The sequence below is a fragment of the Bradyrhizobium sp. SZCCHNR1015 genome (assembly GCF_032489875.1).
Taxonomy (GTDB): Bacteria; Pseudomonadota; Alphaproteobacteria; order Rhizobiales; family Xanthobacteraceae; genus Bradyrhizobium.
Map to the genome: position 1 here is coordinate 115,041 of NZ_JAUEYW010000010.1, position 23,193 is coordinate 138,233.

The following is a 23,193-nucleotide window of genomic DNA, read 5'->3' on the forward strand; positions in this document are numbered from 1 at the left end:
ACGCTGTCGTCCCGAACGACCGGGCGCAGCAAGGGCAGATCCGGCACCCATACTCCGCAGCAGACGTTTTGAAGGACGCGGCCACGGGCATTTGCCCGTCAAATATCGGGCTGGGGTTATGGGCCCCTGCTTTCGCAGGGGCGACACCGAGTGTGGGGTGGCCAGGCAACTACACGCCGCGGAACAGCACGCCGATGGTCAGCACCACGAAGGCAATCGCCAGCGCATCGAAGGCGTGCGCTGCCGACAGCAGCGGCACCGACGCGTGCATGTAGTGCGCGAGCATCGCGACGAGCGCGAGCACCAGCGCGATCGCGAAGATGACGAACGAGGGTGGGGTGAGGGCAAAACTGCCACGACGATAAGGCATGCGCGTTGCTCCTGTGCGGTTGGGCGCGCAGCAGGACGGCGCGCCATCTGTTCCGGCAGGGAACGTATAAAGCGGGAGAAAGGTTGCAGGGTCGGGAACAAGAATTCCGAGAGTGTTGCCGCTCATCCACGGTGTTGCCGAAACTACACGCCCTCGAACTGCAACCGCGCCAGCCGCGCATAGAGGCCGTTGGCCGCAACCAGCGACGTGTGCGTGCCCTGCTCGACGATGCGGCCGCGGTCCATGACCAGGATGCGGTCGCAGGACAGCACCGTCGCGAGGCGATGCGCGATCACCAGGGTGGTGCGGTCCTTCATCAGCCCCTCGAGCGCGGTCTGCACCAGCGTCTCGCTCTCGGCGTCGAGCGCCGATGTCGCCTCGTCCAGCAGCAGCAGCGGCGCATCGCGCAGGATGGCGCGCGCGATGGCGATGCGCTGGCGCTGACCGCCGGACAGCGTGACGCCGCGCTCGCCCAGCGCCGCGTCGAAGCCGTTCGGCAGGCGGCGAATGAATTCGCTGGCATGAGCGAGATCGGCGGCACGCTCGACCTCGGCGTCGGTCGCCTCGGGCCGGCCGAAGCGGATGTTCTCGCGCGCGCTTGTCGCGAACACCACGGATTCCTGCGGCACCAGCGCGATGCGCTCGCGCATCTTGCGCGGGTCGGCCGCGCGTACCGGCACACCGTCGAACGAGATCGAGCCGGAGGCCGGATCGTAGAAGCGCAGCAGAAGATGGAACAGCGTGCTCTTGCCGGCGCCGGAGGGGCCGACGATCGCGACCTTCTCGCCGGCGCTGATCGCAAACGAGACGTCATCGAGGACGCGGACGTCGGGGCGGCTCGGATAGGCGAAGCTGACGTGGTCGAAGCCGAGGTCGCCGCGCGCCGGCTCCGGCATCGGGCGCGGCTGCGCGGGCGCCGTGATCTCCGGCTGCACATGCAACAGCTCGAACAGCCGCTCGGCCGCGCCGGACGCCGCCGACACTTCGCCCCAGACCTCCGAGAGCTGGCCGAGACCGGCGGCGGCAAAGGCCGCGTAGAGCACGAACTGACCGAGCCGGCCGGCGCTGATCGCGCCGGTCAGCACGTCGTGCGAGCCGACCCAGAGGATCGCGACCACGCTGGAGAAGACGATGAAAATGATGATCGCGGTGAGCACGCCGCGCGCCTGGGTCGAGACCCGCGCCGCCTCGTAGGCCTGCTCGACCTCGCCGCCGAAACGCGCCGCAGCGAGCTTCTCGCTGGTATAGGCCTGCACGGTCCTGATCGAACCGATCAGCTCGGACGCATAGGCCGAGGCGTCGGCGAGCGTGTCCTGGGCGTTGCGCGACAGCCGCCGGACCCAGCGCCCGAACGCCACCAGCGGCAGCACGATCAGCGGGATCGCCAGCAGCACGAAGCCGGACAGCTTCGGGCTCGTGATCACCATCATCGCGGTGGCGCCGATGAACAGCAGCAGATTGCGCAGCGCGATGGACACGGAGGCGCCCGCCGCCGATTTGATCTGGGTGGTGTCGGCGGTGAGCCGCGACACCAGCTCGCCGGAGCGGGCGGAATCGAAGAAGGACGGCGACAGCGACATCAGATGCGCGAACACGTCGCGCCGGAGATCGGCGACGATGCGCTCGCCGATCGTCATGACGAGGTAGTAGCGGGCCGCGCTTGCCAGCGCGAGCACCGCCACGACGGCGATCATGACGCTGAAATAGCTGTTGATCAGCTCGATGCCCTTCGGCGTGAAGCCGAAATCGATCATGCGGCGGACCGCGATCGGCACCAGCAGCGTGGTCAGGGCCGCGACCGTGAGCGCGATCAGCGCCAGGAGGGCGCGGCCGCGATAGCGCAGGACATAGGGAGACAGCGCCAGCAGCGGGCGCAGCTTCGAGCGCCGCACAGGGCTTGCCGGCTCGGCCAATGCCTCGACGGCCGCAACGGCATCTCCGACCGGATCCTGCCCTGGGGCAGCGCCCTGCCGTTCGTCAAGCCGTTCCACTGCGCTCATGGGCCACCTGAGAATTCTTCCAAATACCGATCTGCCGTCCTGATAGGCCTGCCGGGCCGGGCTTGGCAAATCCGGAAACGTACCAAGGTGTTCAACCGCGACCTTGGCTTGTTTTGGGCAGAACCTTGGGCTATAGAGCCCGCCAATTGTCCCCCTTCAGTGACGACAGGATCAGGCGCGGCCGCGCCGCATCATGTCTTCGCATCGTGCCGTAGGATCAGCCATGAAAGCCGACATTCACCCGAATTATCATACGATTACGGTCGTGATGACCGATGGCACCGAGTACCAGACCCGCTCGACCTGGGGCAAAGAGGGCGACAAGCTCAACCTCGACATCGACCCCAAGTCGCACCCGGCCTGGACCGGCGGCACCCAGCAGATCATGGATCGCGGCGGCCGTGTCTCGCGCTTCCAGAAGAAGTTCCAGGGCTTCCTCAAGAAGGATTGATCCCTTCTTGCCCTCGGCACCGGCCATCCCGGCCTGCGCCTGAAGGACAGCTCACAGCAAAAACGCCCCCGGAAACGGGGGCGTTTTTGTTTCTGGGCTGGTCGCAACGAGACCTCCGGCTGGGGGAGCGGCTCCGGCATGGCCGCCCGATGCCGCGGCCTACTGCTCGAACGCGGCCTTCAGCCGGTTGAGATGCGGCACCAGCGGATTGCCGATCGCGCTCTGGTCCGGCGGCGGGGAATGAATGGTCGAGTCGAGGCGGCGGACCCGCACCTGCAGGCTCATCGAGCGCGAGATCAGGCTCTGCAGCTGCTGCGGCAGCTTCTCCAGCAGATCATCCGGCCCGGGATCTGCGGCGGTCAGCTTGACCTTGGTCTTCTCGCGGTTGGCCTGGCTCAGGGTCATCTCGCCCTCCTTCACCGCACGGTGCAGGAGCAGCCAGGACGCCAGCTGCATCAGGCGGGTGGTGAGGCGCATGCTCTCGGTGGCGTAGGTCAGGCTGACGGCGCGGTCGAGCGCCTTGGCCTCGTTGCGGCCGTCGCCATCGAGATAGGCGGCGGTCTCCTCGACCAGATCCATGCCTTCCCGGAACAGCGCGCCGAATGCAGCAGAATTGGTGAGCCGCTCGTTGAACTGAACCAGAGCGCCATCGCTCAGCAAACGGTCCGACATGGTTAACGCCTCTTAAACGCGACTGTTTACGCAACCCGGCAACGGCGCCGGTATGATGAACAAATCATTGCGCGGCCGGTTTCGAGAGTCCAGCAGCAACGCCTTTTATGGTTTCCACGGCGTGGGCCATGCCGTGCCCTCGTACCATTTGCAACTGCAACACGGCCGTTTCAGGCCGAGTCGCACGATCAGCTCAACTAGCAACCATGATCACGGCAATAGTTTGCAGTCGTCGAACCAGGATCGTCACGCCTGCCGCTGCGCACAGGATTTTCGCGCGTGACCGGCTGGCGACCGAAGACCGGCACGGGCGCAATGAGCAGGTACGACGATCGTTCCACGATCGCCCGCCTGCGGATGGACGAGCGCGCCACGGGCGACCGCCCGGTTCGCCCGGCTCGGTGAGCGCGCAAAAAAAAGAGCCGCCGTTTCCGGCGGCTTTGAAGTTGATAACAGGGAGGCGTCAAACAGAGTGGACAGGAGCCACTCGGTGTCCAAACGAGGACGGTTCCGGTTGTAAACGCGAAAGCTTAATCAACCGTAAATGGCGAAAATTTTTCAATCTTCGTTAGCCATGTCGGCCACTGGCCGACCGTGTTTCCACGGCCGCGAGGCTCACGACTTGAAGATGCTGGCGGCGGCATCACGCGAGGCGCGCTTTTTCGCCACCGCCTGCTCGATGCGCTCGATCTCGGCGCGGAGCAGCGCCACCCGGCTGGTCAGCTCCTCGACCGACAGCATCGACAGATCCTGCCCGATCTCGTGCGAAACGGCCTTGCGCGGCCGGTCGTCGTCCTCGTTGGCCATCTCACCCTCCTCCCGGTTGCCAGCCATGCCCCGGCTGGCTTAAGCACGCGGCAGCATCGCTTTCAGCCCTCGCCGAAGGATTTCTCATGGAACAGCTGCCCGCGCAAATGACCGTGGTCGCCATCAGCCAGCCGGGCGGACCCGAGGTGCTCAAGCCGGAAACCCGGCCCCTCCCCAAGCCGGGCCCCGGCGAGATCCTGATCAAGGTGAAGGCCGCCGGCGTTAACCGTCCCGACGTCGCCCAGCGCTCCGGCAGCTACCCGCCGCCGCCAGGCGCCAGCGACCTGCCCGGGCTGGAAGTGGCCGGGGAGGTCGTGGCGCTCGGCGAGGGCGCGGTCCGGCACAAGCTCGGCGACACCGTGATGTCCCTGGTCGCCGGCGGCGGCTATGCGCAATATTGCATCGCACAAGATGCGCAGGCGATGGCGGTCCCCTCCTCACTCTCCATTCTGGAGGCCGGCGCCCTGCCCGAGACCCTGATGACGGTCTGGCACAACGTGTTCGAGCGCGGCGGTCTGAAGGCGGGTGAGACCCTGCTGATCCATGGCGGCTCTTCGGGCATCGGCACCATGGCGATCCAGCTCGCCACGGCATTCGGCGCCAAGGTGCTGGTCACCGTCGGCTCGCAGGACAAGGCCGACGCCTGCGTCAAGCTCGGCGCCATCAGAGCCATCAACTACAAGACGGAGGACTTCGTCGCCGTGGTCAAGGAGGCGACTGGCGGCAAGGGTGCCGACGTCATCCTGGACATGGTCGGCGGCGACTACATCGAGCGCAACTACGACGCCGCGGCGATCGATGGCCGTATCGTCCAGATCGCCTTCCTCGCCAGCCCCAAGGCGTCAGTCAATTTCGTCAAGCTGATGGTGAAGCGCCTGACCCATACCGGATCCACGCTGCGCCCGCGCAGCAACGCCGACAAGGCGGCGATGGTGGCGGCGATCGAGGCCAAGGTGATGCCGTTCCTGCGCGAGGGCCGCATCAAGCCGCTGATGGACTCGACCTTTCCCCTCGTGGACGCCGCGAAAGCGCATGCACGCATGGAGACCAGCCAACATATTGGCAAAATTGTGTTGGAAATCTAGGCGCAGTCTAAACAGAGCGTGTTTGGAAACTCTTTGATTCTCCTCGCTTTCGTGCCAATGATCGCGCACATCTGAACCGTGCCTGGAACGGCTCCAATTAGCCCGGCGACGACCTCTTTCGATTTGGCTTGTTTCGCTTTGGATTGGTGTCGAACGCGGAGATTTGACATTGCGTCTGATCAGGTGCCTCGCGTCGTTGGCGGCGCTGGGCCTCGTGATGTGTGGTGCCGCTGCCCCCGCTCAGGCCGTTGACGCCGTCAGCGTTCGCAGCGACGCGCCTGCGATCGACCTCACGGGCATCCTCGATCATCAGCGCAGCGAGAACGACCGCATCCAGGTCTCGACCGCGCCCGGCACCGACGGCATCGTCCGCCGCATCGAGGTGCGGGCCCGCGAGGGCGGCCAGAACTGGATCGTGTTCGCGCTGGCCAACAACACCGACGACCAGCTCGACCGCCTGATCGTGGCACCGCACTACCGCGTGGTCGGCTCCGGCGTGTTGTGGCCCGATCTCGGCCTGTCGCGCATCGCCACCATCACGCCCTCGGTCGGCGACCTGCCAGAGCGGCAGGAGAGCCCGACCGCCGACGTCTTCCGCGTCACCCTCGATCCGGGCTCGGTCGTCACCTTCGTGGCCGAGCTGCGCACCGACAAGCTGCCGCAGCTCTATCTGTGGGAGCCCGAGGCCTACAAGGACAAGGTCAACTCGTTCACGCTGTACCAGGGCATCGTGATCGGCATCTCCGGACTTCTCGCCCTCGTTCTCACGATCCTGTTCGTGGTCAAGGGCAGCATCATGTTTCCGGCGGCCGCGGCGCTGGCCTGGGCGGTGCTGGTCTATATCGGCGTCGATTTCGGCTTCTGGGGCAAGGTCCTGGACATGTCGAACAATGCCGAGCGCGTCTGGCGCGCGGCCGGCGAGGCGATCCTCGCCGCGACCCTGCTGGTGTTCCTGTTCGCCTATCTCAACCTGTCGCGATGGCACGTTCGCTACTCGCACATCACGCTGGGCTGGCTGTTCTTCTTAGGGTCCCTGGTCGCAGTGGCGCTGTTCGACCCGGCGGTGGCCTCGGGCATCGCGCGCATGTCGCTGCTGCTGATCGCCGTGCTCGGCTTTGCGCTGATCGTCTATCTCTCCAGCCACGGCTTCGACCGCGCGGTGCTGCTGATCCCGACCTGGTTCCTGCTCACGGTGTGGGTCGCCGCCGCCGGCATGACGGTCGCGGGCCAGGTCACCAACGACATCGTCGGTCCGGCCCTGCTCGGCGGCCTGGTGCTGATCGTGATGCTGATCGGCTTCACGGTGATGCAGCACGCCTTCGCCGGCGGCGGCGCCACCACCGGCATCGTCTCCGACGTCGAACGCCGCGCGCTGGCGCTGGCCGGCTCCGGCGACCTGATCTGGGACTGGGACGTCTCCGCCGACAAGGTGTTCACCAGCCCGGAGACCGAGAGCCTGCTCGGCCTCAAGCGCGGCACGCTCGAAGGCCCGGCCGCCAAATGGCTCGAGGTGCTGCATCCCCTCGATCAGGACCGCTTCCGCGCCGCGCTCGACAGTGTCCTCGACCAGCGCCGCGGCCGCCTGGTGCAGGACTTCCGGCTGCGCACGCCCGACGGCCATTTCATGTGGTTCGCGCTGAAGGCGCGCCCCGTGGTCGGCTCCGACGGCGAGGTCTCGCGCGTGGTCGGCACCTTGACGGACGTGACCGAGTTCAAGAATGCCGAGGAGCGCCTGCTCCACGATTCCGTGCACGACAATCTGACCGGCCTGCCCAACCGCAAGCTGTTCATCGATCGTCTTGCCGCCGTCGCCAATTTCGCCAAGTCGATGCCGGCCATGCGGCCGACCCTGATGGTGATCGATCTCGACCGCTTCAAGCAGGTCAACGACTCCGTCGGCATCGCGGTCGGCGATTCCATCCTGCTGACCCTGGCGCGGCGGCTGTCGCGCATCCTCAAGCCCCAGGACACGCTGGCGCGGCTGGCCGGCGATCAGTTCGGCCTGATCCTCTTGTCGGAGCAGGACCCCGCCCGCATCACCGCGTTCGCCGAGACCATCCGCAAGACCATCCGCGCGCCGATCGCCTTCAACGAGCGCGAGATCTTCCTGACCGCCTCGATCGGGCTCGCACTGTCCGATCCGCAGACGCAGCTGTCGGAGGACATCATCAAGGACGCCGAGCTTGCGATGTATCATTCCAAGCGCATCGGCGGCGACCGCATCGACGTCTACAAGCCGGCGATGCGCGCGCGCAAGAACGACCGCCTGACCCTGGAGAGCGAGCTGCGCCGCTCGATCGAGCGCCAGGAGATCACGATCCTGTACCAGCCGATCGTGCGGCTGGAGGATCGCTCGGTCGCCGGCTTCGAGGCGTTGGCACGCTGGGACCATCCGAAGCTCGGCCGGATGTCGCCGATCGAGTTCATCACCATCGCGGAAGAAATCGGCCTGATCGTCGATCTCGGCACCTTCGTGCTCGACCAGACGGCGCGGCAGCTCTCGGTGTGGCAGCGCGCGACACGGCTGCGCGAGCCGATTTTCGCCAGCGTCAACGTCTCCTCGCGCCAGCTCCTGCGCCACGACCTGATCCACGACATCCGCTCGGTGCTGGCGCGCTCCTCGGTGGCGCGCGGCTCGCTCAAGATCGAGCTGACGGAATCGCTGGTGATGGAAAACCCCGAGCACGCCGCGCAGATGCTGGCGCGCATCCGCGAGCTCGGCGTCGGCCTGTCGATCGACGATTTCGGCACCGGCCATTCCTCGCTGGCCTATCTGCAGCGCTTCCCGTTCGACACCTTGAAGATCGACCAGTCGTTCGTGCGCACCACCGCGCGCGGCACGCGGCCCGTGATCCTCAAATCGATCATCGCCCTCGCCCACGACCTCGGCATGGATGTGGTGGCGGAAGGCGCGGAGACCGACTCCGATGCCGTCGAGCTCTATCAGCTCGGCTGCGAATACGCCCAGGGCTACGCCTTCGGCGAGCCGATGGACGCCGACGCCGCGATGCGGCTTCTCACGGAAGAGCGGCTGGAAGCGGCGAGCTGAGCACTGCAACGCATCCAGCATGGCAACAGCCTCAGGATGCATCTTTCATTTTGCTTCGTTTGAGGTAGAGTTACCGCGGTACCGCGTAAAGGGTGCCGTGTGAGTGATGACCAATGCGTGCTTGCGGGGCAGAAGGCTCGCGACATGGCCCGTCCGCGACGAGCCTACTCCGTCTCGAACTGCGACAGCGCCGCGAGCGCCCGGCGATAATTGTCGGAGCCGAGCCGGCGTGCCACCCGCTTCTCGTGGGCGGCGACCAGCGCATTGGCCTTCTTCAGGATCAGGCGGCCGCGCGGCGTCAGGTCGAGCGCATGCGCCCGGCGGTCGTGCTCGGAGCGCTCGCGCACGATCAGGCCGGCCTGCTGCAGGTCGTCGAGCAGCGCGACCATGCGCGCGCGCTCGATGCCCAGCGCGCCGGCGATCGCGATCTGCGCGGCGCCGGGATTGGCCGCGATCGTCTCCAGGATCGAATACAGGATCACGTCGAGGTCGATCGTCGCGAGCGCGGCGTTGACGTCGCGGAAAATCCAGTGCTGCAGCCGGCGGACGAAATAGCCGAGATGGTTCTCGAGCTCACCGAGACCGATCCCGGACTCCTGGCTGGTTGTGTCTCGCTGCGCTCCGGTGCTCGCGCTCTTGGGCATGCTGGCTCGCTGACATGAGGCATCCCTGCCTAGACCGATGCCGTCGCAGGGGCAAGCCGCTCCAATCGGTCACATCCACAATAATTGCAAAGCACAACCATTCTGTTAGTCTCGCGGTCAACGAATACAACATCGGAGGGAAACGCATGCCGTCAAAGATGACGACGGTTGCCTGCATTGCGACCGCAATGCGGCGGCACGTGGCACCCGATCGCGGCGCCTGCCGCGCAGCATCCTCCCTCCCCACCTCGTACCGCATTGCAGCTTCCGCGATCACCTCCCGCAACCCGGAGACACGCCATGGCTGATGCAGAACGCCGCGCCTCCGAGCCTGCGATGTTCGCCGAGCCGTCGATCGAGGCTGTCAGGCGCGACGACGGCGCGATCATCCTGCGCTCGCGCATGCCGCTGCAGCCGGCCGCGCGCTGCACCGGCGAATGGCTGGAGCATTGGGGCCGCCATTTCCCGGATCGCACGTTCCTGGCCGAACGTCGTGGCGACAACTGGACCTGGCTCACCTACGGCGAAACATTGATGCAGGTCCGCGCCGTCGCGGCCTGGATGCTCGCGCAGGGCCTGGGTCCCGAGCGTCCGCTGGCGATCCTGTCCGACAACAGCATCGCCCATGCCGTGCTGGCGCTCGCCGCGCAACATGTCGGTGTCCCCGTCTGCGCGATCTCGCCGGCCTATTCGCTGATGTCGACGGATCACGAGAAGCTGCGTGCGATGATCCGTCTGCTCGATCCAGGCGCCATCTTCGTCGCGCAGCGCGAGCCGTTCGCGCGCGCGCTCGCGGCCGTCGACGGCCTGCATCGGGCAACGATCATTGCCGGCGATGGCGATGCAACGAGCACGCTGTCGCTGCAGGCCCTGCTCGCGACAAAGCCCGGGCCGGAGGTCGACCGCGCCTTTGCCGCCGTCACGCCGGATACGGTGGCCAAGCTGCTGTTCACCTCCGGCTCGACCGGGCAGCCGAAAGCGGTGATCAACACGCACCGGATGCTGACCATGAGCCAGCAGGCCAAGGCGCAGTTGTGGACGTTCCTGCGCGAGGTCGAGGGCGGCCCCGTCATCGTCGACTGGCTGCCATGGAGTCACACCTTCGGCGCCAACCACAATTTCAACCTGGTGCTGAACCACGGCGGGTCGATCTACATCGACGGCGGCAAGCCGGCGCCGGGCCTGTTCGAGACGTCGCTCGCCAATCTACGCAGCCTGGTGCCGACGATCTATTTCAACGTGCCGCGCGGCTTCGACATGCTGGTCGCGGCGCTCAGGGCTGACGACGATCTGCGGCAGAAGTTCTTCACCGGCGTGAGATGCATCCTCTATGCGGCGGCGGCACTGCCGCAGAACCTGTGGGATGCGCTCAATGAGATGAGCCGGGCCACGATCGGCCGTCCTGCACCGCTGGTGTCGGCGTGGGGCGCCACCGAGACATCGCCGCTCGCGACCGACTGCCACTTCTTCGCCGAGCGCGCCGGCAACATCGGCGTGCCCATCCCCGGCACCGAGCTCAAGCTGGTGCCGACCGGCGAGAAGCTCGAAGTCCGCGTGCGCGGGCCGAACGTGATGCCGGGCTATTGGAAGGCGCCCGAGCTCACGGCCGCGGCTTTCGACGAGGAGGGCTTCTACAAGATCGGCGACGCCGTGAAGCTCGCCGATCCCGAACATCCGGAGCGCGGCTTGTTCTTCGACGGCCGCATCACCGAGGATTTCAAGCTGAGCTCCGGGACATGGGTGAACGTCGGCGCGCTACGCGTCGCCGGCATCGCGGCGCTGGCACCATTGGCGCAGGATATCGTGATCGCCGGCCACGGCACCGACGAGGTGCACTTTCTCGTCGTGCCCAACATCGCAGCGTGCCGCAGCGCTGCCGGGCTGGCCGAGACGGTCCCGGCCGGCGACGTTCTGGCGCATCCATCGGTGCGCACCGCCATCGCGCGAGGATTGGCCAGGCTTCGTACTGAGGCGGTCGGCTCGTCGCGCTATGCGAGCCGTGCGCTGTTGATGGCGGAGCCGCCCTTGCTCGATGCCGGCGAGATCACCGACAAGGGCTATATCAACCAGCGCGCGGTGCTCAGCCGCCGCGCCGATCTGGTCGCACGACTGAAGGATGAAACCGCGACCGAGCTGATCAGGCCCGACATGTCCTGATCCGGAACTACACGACTACTCGACTCACTCACAAAATGTCGCACGTATAATTACGGAAACGCCTCGCGAATACGGCAATTAGCTACCAGTCACACTTAACCGGGCATCAACTGCGAATCCTTAAAATGGCTTGCATCTAGCTCCCTCATTTGTCCGGACCGCCCCATGGCCAAGCCGCGTTTCTCTCTCGCCCTCCGCATCTACGCGATCATCGGCCTGTCATTCTGTGGACTGGTCGGGCTCGCCGCAACGCAGAGCCAGAACCTCGAGACCGCTCTCAAGGATCAGCGGCAGAGCGAGCTGAGCCATCTGGCACAGACGGCAGTCAGCATCGCCCGCGAGGAATATGACGCGATCGCGCGCGACAAGGTGGCGCCCGAGGTCGCGCAGAAGAAGGCGGCCGAGCGAATCGGCAAGCTGCGCTACGGCAGCGGCGACTACTTCTGGATCAACGACATGGGTCCGAAGATGGTCATGCATCCGATCAAGCCGGAGCTGAATGGCCAGAACCTCGCTGACAACAAGGACCCGACCGGCAAGCGGCTGTTCGTCGAAATGGTCGATGTCGTCAAGCGTCAGGGCGCCGGCGTCGTCGACTACATGTGGCCGAAGCCCGGCAAGGACGCGCCGCAGCCGAAGATGTCCTATGTCGCCGGCTTCGAGCCCTGGGGCTGGATCATCGGCACCGGTGTCTATGTCGACGATCTCGAAGCCCAGATGTGGGAGAGCAAGCGCAGCGTGTTCATTGCCGCCATGCTGGTGATGCTGATCATCGGATCGATCACGCTGATCATCGCGCGGCGGATGTCATCGGCGCTGGCCGCGATGAGCGGCGCGCTGACCGAGCTCGGCAACGGAAACTTCGACATCAAGCTGCCGGGTCAGAACCGCAGCGACGAACTCGGCGACATGGCGCGCTCGATCGAGCAGTTCAGGCAGAAGACCGAAGAGAAGGCGCGGCAGACCGCGATGCTCGAAGACGAGCAGCGCCAGGTCGCCGAACGCATCAAGACCAGGGCGCTGCAGGAGATGGCCGAAGCCGTCGAGCAGGCCGCCAGCAACGCGGTCGGCGAGGTCGCGCAGGGAACCGGCCACATGGCCGACAATGCCAAGTCGATGACCGACAGTGCGCTGACGCTGGAGCGCAACTCGAGCAGCGTTGCGGCGGCGGCCGAGCAGGCTCTCGCCACCACCCAGACGGTCGCCAAGGCGTCCGCCCAGCTCGCCGCCTCGATCTCGCAGATCTCCAGCCAGGTCAGCTCGTCGCGCGAGCTCACGCGCAAGGCCGTCGCCGCCTCGTCCGATGCCCAGGCCACCATCGCGAAGCTGTCGGAGGCCGCCGACAAGGTCGGCGCCGTGACCAGTCTGATCAGCGAGATCGCCGGCCAGACCAATCTGCTGGCGCTGAACGCCACCATCGAGGCCGCCCGGGCCGGCGATGCCGGCCGTGGCTTTGCGGTCGTCGCCTCCGAGGTCAAATCGCTCGCCGAGCAGACCGCCAAGGCGACCAGCGAGATCGCGCAGCAGATTGCCGAGATTCAGGACTCGACGCGCGCCTCGGTGACCTCGATCGGGGCGATCGGCGAAGTCATCCGCAACGTCGAAGCCGTATCCTCCGGCATTGCCGATGCGATCCAGGCGCAGAACGGTGTGACCATCGAGATTTCGCGCACGGTCGAAGAGACGTCCGCCGCCGCGCGCGAGGTCGCGAGCCAGATCGCCGAGGTCTCGCGCGAGGCCAGCGAGGCCGGCCGGCGCTCGACCGACATCCGCGACGGCTCGACCGTTGTCGCCGACAAGGTACAGCGACTGCGCACCGAGCTGGTGCGGGTGATCCGGACCTCGACGGCCGACGTCGATCGCCGGCTGTCGACGCGGCTCAACATCAATCGCCCGGGCACGCTGCAGGTGAACGGCGAAGCGATCCCCGTCACCGTGCGCAACCTCTCGCTCGGCGGCGCCCTGCTCGAAGCCGTTCCGGTTCGTCTGACGATGAACACGTCGGTGACGCTTGCCATCACCGGCATGGTGTCCGATCTGCCGGGGACCGTGACCCGCGTCGGCGACCGCACCGCGCTGGTGCAGTTCGCACTGAACCCGGAGCAATCGGCGCGGCTGACGGCGCTGGTCTCGGACCGTCAGGCGGCGTAGCGCGCCGACCTCCGCCTCAACGGAAATGGCAGGCGACGAGATGCCCCTCGGCGCTCGCCTTCAATGGCGGCACTTCCTTGCTGCAGACGTCCTTGGCGATCGGGCAGCGGGTGTGAAAGTGACAGCCCGATGGTGGATTGATCGGGCTCGGCACCTCGCCCTTGAGCCGCACGCGCTTGCGCTTGATGCTCGGGTCCGGAATCGGCACTGCCGACAACAGCGCTTCCGTGTAGGGATGTTTCGGCGCCGAATAGAGCTGGCGTGACGGCGCGGTCTCGACGATGCGGCCGAGATACATCACCGCGACGCGGCGGCTGATGTGCTCGACGACCGAGAGGTCGTGCGCGACGAACAGATAGGCGATGCCGAACTTCTGCTGCAGGTCCTCGAGCAGGTTGATGACCTGGGCCTGGATCGAAACGTCGAGCGCCGACACCGGCTCGTCGCAGATGATCAGCTTGGGCTCGACCGCGATCGCACGCGCAATGCCGATGCGCTGGCGCTGGCCGCCGGAGAACTCGTGCGGATAGCGCGTCATGTGATCGGCCTGCAGGCCGACGGTCTCCAAGAGATGAACGATGCGCGCCTCGTATTGCTGGCGTGAAGTCGCCAGCCCGTGGATCGTCAGCGCCTCGCCGATGATGGCGCCGATGGTCATGCGCGGGTTGAGCGAGGCATAGGGGTCCTGGAAGATGATCTGGATGTCGCGGCGGAGCGCGCGCAGGCCTTCGCCGGACAGCGCGATGACGTCCTTGCCTTCGAAATTCAGCTCGCCCGAGCTCGGCTCGATCAGCCTGAGCACGCAGCGCCCGGTGGTCGACTTGCCGCAGCCGGACTCGCCGACGAGGCCGAAGGTCTCGCTCGGCTCGATGTGGAAGTTGACGCCGTCCACCGCGCGCACGCTGCCGATCTGGCGCTTCAAGAGCCCACCCCGGATCGGGAACGCCTTGGTCAGGTTGCGTACGCTGAGCAGAGGCGCGGGTGCGGCGGGCGTGGCAATCGCAGCTTCGGTCATCACAGTAACGTCTCTTCGGCGCGGATGCACGCCACCTTGTGGCCGGGCTCGATCTCGCGCAGCAGAGGCTGCGCGGTCCTGCAATCGGGAATGGCGAAGCGGCAGCGCGAGGCGAAGCGGCAGCCCTCCGGCGGATTGACCAGCTTCGGCACGCTGCCGGGAATGCTCTCCAGCCGGCTCTTCCTGACCGCGTCGAGATCGATGCGCGGGATCGAGCGGATCAGGCCCTGCGTGTAGGGATGGCGCGGATTGGCGAACAGACGATCGACCGGCGCCTCCTCGGCCACCCGGCCGGCATACATCACCACGACGCGCTGGGCGACCTCGGCGACGACGCCCATCGCGTGGGTGATCAGCATGATCGACATGCCGAGCCGCTCCTTCATGTCGAGCAGCAGATCGAGGATCTGCGCCTGGATCGTGACGTCGAGCGCGGTGGTCGGCTCGTCGGCGATCAGGAGCTTCGGGTTGCACGACAGCGCCATCGCGATCATCACCCGCTGGCGCATGCCGCCGGAGAAGTGATGCGGATAATCGTGCACGCGGGCTTTCGGATTGGGGATCTGCACCAGCGCCAGCATCTCCGCCGCCCGATCCATCGCCGCCTTCTTGGACAGGCCCTGATGCAGCCGGATCACCTCCGCGATCTGATCGCCGACGGTGTAGACCGGGTTGAGCGAGGTCATCGGCTCCTGGAACACGATCGCGATCTCGCTGGCGCGGATCTTGTTCATCTCGGACGAGCCGAGCGACACCAGGTCACGACCCTGCCACAGGATCTGGCCGCCGGCGATGCGGCCGGGCGGCATCGCGATCAGCTTCAGCACCGACATCGCGGTGACGGTCTTGCCGGAGCCGGACTCGCCGACCACGCACAGGGTCTCGCCGCTGCCGATCGAGATGTCGACGCCGTCGACGGCCTGGACCTCGCCCTCGTCGGTGTTGAAATAGGTCTTCAGCCCCTTGATCTCGAGCAGCGGAGCCACGCGCGCGTCCATCACATCACCTTCCGCGGATCGAGCGCATCGCGCAGGCCATCGCCGATGAAGTTGATCGCGATGACCGTAAGGAAGATCGCGCCACCGGCGAACAGCGCCCAATGCGGCGCGATGTCGAGATAGTCCTTGGCGTCGAACAGCAGCCGGCCCCAGGTCGGAATGTCCGGCGGGAAGCCGAGGCCGAGGAACGACAGCGTCGATTCCGCAATGATCGCCGCCGCGACGTCGATCGTGCCGGCGACGATCACGGGTCCCAGCGCGTTCGGCAGGATGTGACGGACGACGAGACGGGCGTTGGAGGCGCCGAGCGCGCGCGCGGCCTCGACGAACTCCTTCTCACGCAGCGACAGGAACTGGGCGCGCACCAGACGCGCCACCGGCATCCAGCGGAAGCCGCCGATCACGAGCACGATCAGGACGAAGGTGCCGCCCTCCGGCCCGACGAGGCCCTTCAGCAGGTCGCGGAACAGATAGATCACGAGCAGCAGCAACGGCAGCTGCGGCAGCGACAGGAACAGGTCGGTCAGCCACATCAGCGCGGCATCGACCGGCCCCTTGGAGTTGCCGGCAATGGCGCCGATGACGACGCCGACGAACAGGCCGACCGCCATTGCCGCAAAGCCGACCGCGAGCGAGATGCGGCCGCCATAGATCATGCGGGCGAGAAGATCCTGGCCGAGATCATCGGTGCCGAACGGATGGTCCCATGACGGCGCCGCGAGCCGCGCGGTGAAATCGATCTCGTTGATCGGCACGCGCCAGATCCACGGGCCAACGACGATCGCAAGCGCCAGTAGCGCCAGCACGACAATACTGACGGCCGCGAGGCGGTGACGCAGGAAGCGCCTGACCGCATCTCGTCCGGGCGAGAATCGGCGCTTCGTCGAAGCCGGCGCGAGCGGCGTCTCAACGGAAGGAGATGCGTGGGTCAAGCCAGCCATACAGGATATCGGCGATAAGGTTGAATAGGACGACGAGGCAGGCGAACACGAAGGTCACCGCCATGATGACGGGCGTATCGTTGGCGAGGATCGCGCTGATCAGGAGCGAGCCGATGCCGGGAATGCGGAAGATCTGCTCGGTGACGATGGCGCCGCCGAACACCGTCGGCATCTGCAGCGCCACCAGCGTCACCACCGGAATCAGCGCGTTGCGCACCACGTGCTTGACGATGACCTTGCTCTCGTCGAGCCCCTTGGAGCGCGCCGTCGTGACGTAATCGAGCTTGATGACGTCGAGCACGGCCGACCGCACGTAGCGCGTATACGACGCGGCCTGATAGAGGCCGAGCACGGTAACCGGCATCACCGCCTGCTTGAAGTTTTCCCACCACCACATCCACCCCGTGGCCTGTATGTCGGCACGATAGACGAATGGCAGCCAGCCGAGATTGACGCTGAAGATCAGGATCAGCAGCAGCCCGGTAAAAAAGGTCGGCAGCGAGAAGCCGATGAAGGCGAAGGTGTTGGCGATCTGGTCGAAGATCGAATAGGGCCGGCGTGCTGCAAGCACGCCGACCGGAATCGCCACGATCAGCGCGAGGAGCTGAGCGGTTCCGACCACGTAGAGCGTAGCCGGAATGCGCTGCAGGATCAGTGTGTCGACGTTGACGCGGCTGGCGAAGGAGAAGCCCCAGTCGCCATGCATCATCGCAATCAGCCAGTGGAAGTAGCGCACCATGATCGGGTCATCCATGCCGAACTTGACGCGCAGGGCCTCGCGGACCTCCGGGGGAATGTTCGGATTGCTCGCGAGCTCGCCGAACGGATCGCCCGGTGCGAGCGCCAGCAGCACGAACAGGATGACGCTGATGCCGAGCAGGCTCGGCACCGCGACGATGAGGCGCCTGAGGAGGTAGTTTCCCATCGCTCAGCCTCTCAGATGTCTAATCATGCTGGTGGCGCAATCAGGTCTCGCGATACCAGTTGGCGATCTGCCAGAGATCGTTGTCCCAACCGCTCTTGTTGGCGACCATCCCGTTCTTCAACCCGATGCAGTTGCGGCGATTGATCTCGGGCAGGATGTAATTGTCCTGAACGACGAGATCGTTGAGCTTAATGAACAGCGCCGCGCGCTTGACCGGGTCGAGCTCGCTCGAGGCCTGCTTGTAGGTCTCGTCATATTCCTTGTTCTGCCAGCGCGAGACATTGCGGCCCTGCCACTTGTTCTCCTTGTTCGAGACCTCCCACGAGGTGAACTGGTTCATGAAGAACTGCGGATCCGCCTGCGGCATGGTGGTCTGGTACATCTCCATGTCGCAGTAGAAATGGGTGTAGGTGTCGGGATTGGCCGCGTCGGAGGAGAAGAACACCGACGCGACGACCGATTTCAGCTCGACCTCGATGCCCGCCTTCTGAAAAGCCTGCTTGATGATCGCCTGGTTCTTCTGGCGCGGCGCGTTGATCGACGTCTGGAATACCAGCTTGATCGGCTTGCCATCCTTTTCGCGAATGCCGGACGAGTTCTTCTTCCAGCCCGCCTCCTCCAGGATCTGATTGGCCTTGTCGATGTTGAACTCGAACTTGTTGTTCGGCGAGCGGAAGCGCTCGGGATTGTTGAGGAAGTTGGGCGTCGCGACGCCAGCGCGCCCGTAGATGAACTTCTGCACCGAGGCGCGATCGATCAACAGGTTGATCGCCTTACGGACGGCCGGATCGGAGAACACCGGATGCTTGGTCTTGATGCTCGCGCGCTCGCCGTCGACCTCGGTCCAGGGATCGGTGACGTTGAGCGCGATATATTCGATGTGACCGGTCACCGTGAGCTGCGCCTTGCCCTGGCCGCCGGCCTCCAGCTTGGTCAGGATCTCGTCCTCGACCTGGAGATTGTAGGCGTAGTCGTATTCACCGGTCTGCAGCACCGCGCGTGCCGCCGACACCGCGTCGCCGCCGCCCTTGACCTCGACCGTGTCGAAATAGGGCCGGTTTTCCTGATGATAATCGGGGTTGCGCTTGGCGGAGATGGAATCGCCGGGCTTGAAATCGACGTAGACGTACGGGCCGGTGCCCACCGGCTTCAGATTTGCCGGCGCCTCACGCGACTTGCCGCCGATATAGTCGGCGAACAGATGCTTCGGAATCACCGGACCGTAGGCTGCGACGAAGGCATCCGCCCAGAACGGCGTCGGCTGCTTGAAATTCAGCTTCACCGTGTAGTCGTCGATCTTGTCGATCGACTTGATGCCGCGATAGCTGCCGACGGACACGGCGGCGGTATCGGGATTGACCGAATATTCCCAGTTGAAGATGACGTCGTCGGCGGTGAACGGCTTGCCGTCATGCCATTTCACGCCCTGCTTCAGCTTCCAGGTGACGGAGAGACCGTCGGCGCCGAGCAGGCCGTTCTCCTTGCTCGGAATCTCGGCCGCGAGAATCGGCACGAGATTGCCGTCGGCGTCCCAGCCGGCGAGCGGCTCGTAGAACAGCCGGCAGGCCTCCTGATCCTTGGTGCCGTTGGCGAAGTGCGGGTTGAGCAAAGTCGGCGCCTGCCAGAACAGCAGCTTGAGCGGGCCGCCGCCGCCGGCCTTGGTCGGCTTGTATGCGATCGGCTCGGCGGCCATCGCAACGCCGGAATGGGCGAGCATCGCGCCGGCCATCGGCGCGGTCAGCCCCACGGCGATCATCCGCTGCACAAATTCGCGCCGTGACAGGCGTCCTGCTTTGACATCAGCGATCTGGCTACGGAGGTCACGCTCGTTCATTCATCGACTCCAAGGTGGTGCTGAATGCCAAAAAACGCGTCCCCGTCATGCATCGATCGGGAACTGCACAAAATTGGATCAGCCTTCGAAGCGACTGTCAAAGCAGAATCCGGGCCAATTCCGCAATAAAGAATGGATCGATTGTCGCACTTCGCAGATGCGGGAAGAATGACTGCCAGAGCATCCCGGAAAATGGAACTACGTCGTCAACGACGGTCGCCCCGCACCGGGACGCCGTAAGGAGTGCTCAGCTCTCGCGATACCAGTTGGGCAGCTGCCAGAGGTCGTTGTCCCACCCCGAGGAATGGGTTTGCAGACCCTTGCGGATGCCGCTGACGCGCGGACGATTGAGCTCCGGCAGCACGTGACGACCGGCGCAGACCGTGTCGTTGAGCTTGATGTAGAGCGCCGCACGCTTCACCGGATCGAGCTCGCGCGTGAGCTCGTTGTAGAGATCGTCATACTCCTTGCTCTGCCAGCGCGAGATGTTGCGACCCTGCCATTTGTTGGCCTTGCTCGCCACTTCCCACGACACGTACTGAGTCATGAAGGCCTGCGGCTCGGGCGACGACATCGTGATCATCAGCATTTCCATGTCGCAATAGAAGTGCGTGTAGGTGTCGGGATTGGCGACGTCGCTGGAGAAGAACACCGAACCCACCACCGGCTTCAGCTCGAGCTCGATGCCGGCCTTCTGGCAGGCCTGTTTGACGATCGCCTGGTTCTTTTGTCGCGGCCCGTTGGTCGAGGTCTGGAAGACGAGCTTCAGCGGCTTGCCGTCCTTCTCCCGAATCCCGCTCGCCCCCTTCTTCCAGCCGGCGTTCTCCAGGATCTCGTTCGCCTTGTCGATGTTGAACTCGAAGCGCGTGTTGGGCGAGCGATAGCGCGCGGGATTGTTGACGCAGTTCGCCGTGGCGATGCCGCCGCGGCCATAGACGAATTTCTGGATCGATGCGCGATCGATCAGGAGGTTGATGGCCTCGCGCACCGCCGGGTCCGAGAACAGCGGGTGCTTGGTCTTGAAGCTCGACCGCTCGCCGTCGACCTCGACATTGGGATCGGTGGCATTGAGCAGGATGAATTCGAGATTGCCGGTCGGCACGATCTCGGCGACCCCGGTCCCGCCGGTCTCCAGCTTGACGAGGATCTCGTCCTCGACCTGCAGATTCCAGGCGTAGTCATATTCGCCGGTCTGCAGCACGGCGCGTGCCGCCGATACCGCGTCGCCGCCGCCCTTGATCTCGAGCGTGTCGAAATGCGGCCGGTTCGGAACGTGGTAGTCGGGATTGAGCCTGCCGGTCAGGATGTCGCCCGGCTTGAAGTCGACGAACAGATAGGCACCGGTTCCGACCGGCTTGAGATTGTTCGGCGCCTCGCGCGACTTGGCGCCGATGTAGTCGCTGAACAGATGCTTCGGAATGATGGCACCCCGGCCGCCGACGAACGGCGTGAACCATTGCGGCGTCGGCCGGCTGAACACGAGGCGAACGGTGTGGTCGTCAAACTTCTCGATCGTCTTGAGGTCCCTGTAGTCGCCGATGGTGACTGCGGACGTCTCGGTATTGGTGGCATATTGCCAGTTGAAAATCACATCGTCCGCAGTGAACGGCTGGCCGTCGTGCCACTTCACGCCCTGCTTGAGCTTCCAGATGACCCAGGTGCCGTCGGCCGCGACGGTGCCGTTGGCCACGCTGGGAATCTCGCTCGCCAGCACCGGGACGAGATTGCCGTCGGCGTCCCAGCCGGCCAGCGGCTCGTAGAAGGCGCGCGCGGATTCCTGATCCTTGGAGCCGATGGCAAAATGCGGATTGAGCAGGGTTGGCGCCTGCCAGAACAGGAGCTTCAGCGCGCCGCCGCCACCCGCCTTGGTCGGCTTGTAGGGGAATTCCTGCGCCGCCATTGCCACTCCCGAATGCGCCAGCATCATGCCGGCCAGCGGCGCCGTCAGTCCGGCCGCCAGCATCCGCTGCACGAAGTCACGGCGCGATAGCCGCCCGTCCTTGACCGCGGCGATCTCGTGGCGCAGGTCCTGCTCGTTCATGTCCGTCTCTCCAGATCCTCGGTCACAATGCGGGCTCGATCGCGCTCTGAAAGCTCAACCACACTGCAGCACCGCCCGGAAAGCAGGATGCAGGCCAATTGCGCGGACACTGATGCAGCTCAGCGCTCCGGCTTCAGCTTGCGGAAGCGGACGCCCTTGCCATCGGGCAGCCGGGTCGCGACATAGCCTGCCGCCAGACAGGCCTCGCGCTGCGGCATCTTCTCCTGCGGACTCCGCAGGCTGTCCCACCACGAGGCGCGCTGCGCGGCGCGCGGCAGGCCGTCGCCGATCAGCTCCTCGATCTCCTCGAGGCTGAGCACCAGTTCGGGGCGGGTCTGCCGCTTGAGATAGTCTCGAAGCGCATCATAGTCCGGCAAGTCTCGACTCCCTCATACCAGCGCGTGTGCGGCCGCCTTGACGACAGGCGCAGCGAACGCAACCGCTCGTTAACCTAACATGCGTTACTTCGGCCTGATCCGTCAGTCTACGGACGGGGTTTCACGGGGACGGGACGAGCCGATGCGCTGGACACGCCGAACGGGCCGGGCGACGCAGCCTTGGCGGCTCTCGGCGCGCACGCTGATCACCTGCTCCATCTCGACCATCATCGGTTTCTCCGCCATCTGCGCCAGCGTCATGATCGACCTGCGCCGGAGCGAGGAGGTCCGCGCCCGGCAGGCGCTGGAGAACATGGCCGCCAGCATCGGCGCCGACATCAGCCGCAACGTCGAGCTCTACGATCTCTCGCTGCGGGCCGTGGCCAGCAACATGTTGCTGCCCGAAATCAACGAGGTCAGCAAGCCGGTCCGCCAATTGATCCTGTTCGACCGTTCGTCCACCGCGAAGAATTTCGGCATCATCCAGGTCTTTGACGCCCGCGGGCGGCTGTCGCTCGAATCGTCGACGCTCGACCCGCTGCCGGAGGACCGCAGCGACGCCGATTTCTTCCAGGTGCATCGCGACGGGCCCGACACCGGGCTCTATGTCGGGCGGCCCGCCCAGCATCATGGCCAATATTCCATCGTTCTCAGTCGCCGCATCTCGACGCCGGACGGACGCTTCGCCGGCGTCGTCGCCGGCTCGATCCGCCTCGGCTATTTCCGCGACCTGTTCGCGCGGCTCACGCTCGGAACGGGCGACAACATCACCGTGCTCCGGCGCGACGGCACCGTCATCGTCGGCGCGCCGTTCGATCCTGCCGCGATCGGACGCAACCTGGCGCGGGCGCCGGCCGTGACCCGCGCGCTCACCGAGCCGGCCGGCTGGTCGAGCAGCCATGGCGCGCTCGACGATCTGCCGCGGCTCCTGGTCTGGCGCAACGGCACCGAGCCGCTGGTCGTGATCGCCAGCAAGTCGTGGGACAGCGTCTTCGCCTATTGGCGCAACGAAGCTGCGCAGATCGGCGCGATGATGCTGGCGCTGATCGTGTTCGTGCTGGCTGCGACGCAGGTCGCCGCGCGCGAGATCCAGCTCAGGGCGAAGGTCGAATCCAGACTGGAGCAGCTCGCGACCACGGATCCGCTGACGGGCCTGAAGAATCGGCGCAAGTTCGACGAGACCATCGAACTCGAATGGCGGCGGGCGCAGCGCGCCGGCGCGCCGCTGGGGCTCTTGATGATCGATGCCGATCACTTCAAGAGCTACAACGACACCCATGGGCACCAGGCCGGCGATCAGGTGCTGGTCGGCATCGCCGTGTGCATCTCCGATTCGGTGCGTCGCGCCGGCGACTGCGCCGCGCGCTATGGCGGCGAAGAGTTCGCGGTGCTGCTGCCGGGGACCTCGGAAGCAGATGCGCTGCGCGTCGCGGAGACGATCCGCAGCAAGGTCAAGCTGTGGGCGGGAGAAGCGTGCACCACCTCGATCAGCATCGGCGCCGCCAGCGTCACGCCGTCGCGCGACACGGACTGGACCGGCCTGCTCAATGCCGCCGACCGCGCCCTGTACATGGCCAAGGCCGCGGGCCGTAACCGCTGCGCCAGCGCAGCGGTGCGTCACCCGTCACCCGCGGCCTCGCTGGCGGCGTGATGCCGCCAACCGCCTCGAAGACGCG

General features: G+C 65.6%; 18 protein-coding genes. 6 read left to right on the forward strand and 12 right to left on the reverse strand.

Features of this window, described 5'->3' with window-relative positions:
* Positions 1–169: 169 nt before the first annotated feature.
* Both QX128_RS18205 and QX128_RS18210 read right to left on the reverse strand, forming a co-directional pair.
* A complete protein-coding gene (locus QX128_RS18205; protein WP_006614616.1) occupies positions 170–370 on the reverse strand; it encodes a hypothetical protein in 201 nt (66 codons plus the stop codon).
* Positions 371–513: 143 nt separating this feature from the next.
* Entirely contained in the window at positions 514–2,370 is a 1,857-nt protein-coding gene (locus QX128_RS18210; RefSeq protein ID WP_316238143.1) for an ABC transporter ATP-binding protein/permease, read from the reverse strand.
* 223 nt (positions 2,371–2,593) lie between these two features.
* Here QX128_RS18210 and rpmE point away from each other — a divergent pair, with 223 nt between their 5' ends.
* A complete protein-coding gene (gene rpmE / locus QX128_RS18215) occupies positions 2,594–2,821 on the forward strand; it encodes a 50S ribosomal protein L31 (RefSeq protein WP_012046762.1) in 228 nt (75 codons plus the stop codon).
* Positions 2,822–2,980: 159 nt separating this feature from the next.
* Here rpmE and QX128_RS18220 read toward each other — a convergent pair whose 3' ends face one another.
* Both QX128_RS18220 and QX128_RS18225 read right to left on the reverse strand, forming a co-directional pair.
* The gene (locus tag QX128_RS18220) at positions 2,981–3,493 is read right to left on the reverse strand and encodes a DUF1465 family protein (protein WP_315804767.1); all 513 of its coding nucleotides are present in this window, start codon (positions 3,491–3,493) and stop codon (positions 2,981–2,983) included.
* Positions 3,494–4,108: 615 nt separating this feature from the next.
* Positions 4,109–4,300 carry a DUF1192 domain-containing protein gene (locus tag QX128_RS18225; protein ID WP_315713892.1) on the reverse strand — a complete coding sequence of 64 codons (192 nt, stop codon included), beginning with the start codon at positions 4,298–4,300 and terminating at the stop codon, positions 4,109–4,111.
* Between the two features lie 86 nt (positions 4,301–4,386).
* On the opposite strand from QX128_RS18225, the gene QX128_RS18230 reads away from it, so the two are divergent.
* Together QX128_RS18230 and QX128_RS18235 are read left to right on the forward strand one after the other, a co-directional pair.
* Complete coding sequence (locus QX128_RS18230) at positions 4,387–5,385, forward strand: NAD(P)H-quinone oxidoreductase (RefSeq protein WP_315804766.1); 999 nt, start codon at positions 4,387–4,389, stop codon at positions 5,383–5,385.
* A gap of 169 nt (positions 5,386–5,554) precedes the next feature.
* Positions 5,555–8,434, forward strand: coding sequence for an EAL domain-containing protein (locus tag QX128_RS18235; protein ID WP_315804765.1), 2,880 nt, complete (start codon positions 5,555–5,557; stop codon positions 8,432–8,434).
* Between the two features lie 164 nt (positions 8,435–8,598).
* Here the strand turns inward: QX128_RS18235 and QX128_RS18240 are convergent, their stop codons facing one another.
* Positions 8,599–9,078, reverse strand: coding sequence for a MarR family winged helix-turn-helix transcriptional regulator (locus QX128_RS18240; RefSeq protein WP_316238144.1), 480 nt, complete (start codon positions 9,076–9,078; stop codon positions 8,599–8,601).
* Between the two features lie 300 nt (positions 9,079–9,378).
* Between QX128_RS18240 and QX128_RS18245 the strand changes: the two genes are divergently transcribed.
* A complete protein-coding gene (locus QX128_RS18245) occupies positions 9,379–11,235 on the forward strand; it encodes a feruloyl-CoA synthase (protein WP_316238145.1) in 1,857 nt (618 codons plus the stop codon).
* Positions 11,236–11,400: 165 nt separating this feature from the next.
* Complete coding sequence (locus QX128_RS18250; RefSeq protein WP_315804762.1) at positions 11,401–13,386, forward strand: cache domain-containing protein; 1,986 nt, start codon at positions 11,401–11,403, stop codon at positions 13,384–13,386.
* Positions 13,387–13,402: 16 nt separating this feature from the next.
* On the opposite strand, the gene QX128_RS18255 is transcribed toward QX128_RS18250, so the two are convergent.
* The 7 genes from QX128_RS18255 to QX128_RS18285 all read right to left on the reverse strand — a co-directional run bounded on the left by QX128_RS18255 (position 13,403) and on the right by QX128_RS18285 (position 21,517).
* Positions 13,403–14,401, reverse strand: a complete 999-nt coding sequence (locus QX128_RS18255; protein WP_315804761.1) for a dipeptide ABC transporter ATP-binding protein — start codon at positions 14,399–14,401, stop codon at positions 13,403–13,405.
* The gene (locus QX128_RS18260; RefSeq protein WP_315804760.1) at positions 14,401–15,399 is read right to left on the reverse strand and encodes an ABC transporter ATP-binding protein; all 999 of its coding nucleotides are present in this window, start codon (positions 15,397–15,399) and stop codon (positions 14,401–14,403) included. Before QX128_RS18260 ends, QX128_RS18255 begins: the two co-directional genes overlap by 1 nt.
* Positions 15,399–16,340, reverse strand: a complete 942-nt coding sequence (locus QX128_RS18265) for an ABC transporter permease (RefSeq protein WP_316177309.1) — start codon at positions 16,338–16,340, stop codon at positions 15,399–15,401. The genes QX128_RS18260 and QX128_RS18265 overlap by 1 nt, the downstream gene beginning before the upstream one ends.
* The gene (locus QX128_RS18270) at positions 16,306–17,265 is read right to left on the reverse strand and encodes an ABC transporter permease (RefSeq protein WP_316177308.1); all 960 of its coding nucleotides are present in this window, start codon (positions 17,263–17,265) and stop codon (positions 16,306–16,308) included. Before QX128_RS18270 ends, QX128_RS18265 begins: the two co-directional genes overlap by 35 nt.
* A 40-nt stretch (positions 17,266–17,305) precedes the next feature.
* The gene (locus tag QX128_RS18275; protein ID WP_316238146.1) at positions 17,306–19,099 is read right to left on the reverse strand and encodes a peptide ABC transporter substrate-binding protein; all 1,794 of its coding nucleotides are present in this window, start codon (positions 19,097–19,099) and stop codon (positions 17,306–17,308) included.
* Between the two features lie 247 nt (positions 19,100–19,346).
* Entirely contained in the window at positions 19,347–21,140 is a 1,794-nt protein-coding gene (locus QX128_RS18280; RefSeq protein ID WP_316238147.1) for a peptide ABC transporter substrate-binding protein, read from the reverse strand.
* Between the two features lie 119 nt (positions 21,141–21,259).
* The gene (locus QX128_RS18285) at positions 21,260–21,517 is read right to left on the reverse strand and encodes a hypothetical protein (RefSeq protein ID WP_316177305.1); all 258 of its coding nucleotides are present in this window, start codon (positions 21,515–21,517) and stop codon (positions 21,260–21,262) included.
* A gap of 142 nt (positions 21,518–21,659) precedes the next feature.
* Here QX128_RS18285 and QX128_RS18290 point away from each other — a divergent pair, with 142 nt between their 5' ends.
* Positions 21,660–23,168: a sensor domain-containing diguanylate cyclase gene (locus tag QX128_RS18290; RefSeq protein WP_316238148.1), complete on the forward strand. Its 1,509-nt coding sequence runs from the start codon at positions 21,660–21,662 to the stop codon at positions 23,166–23,168.
* Positions 23,169–23,193 lie beyond the last annotated feature (25 nt).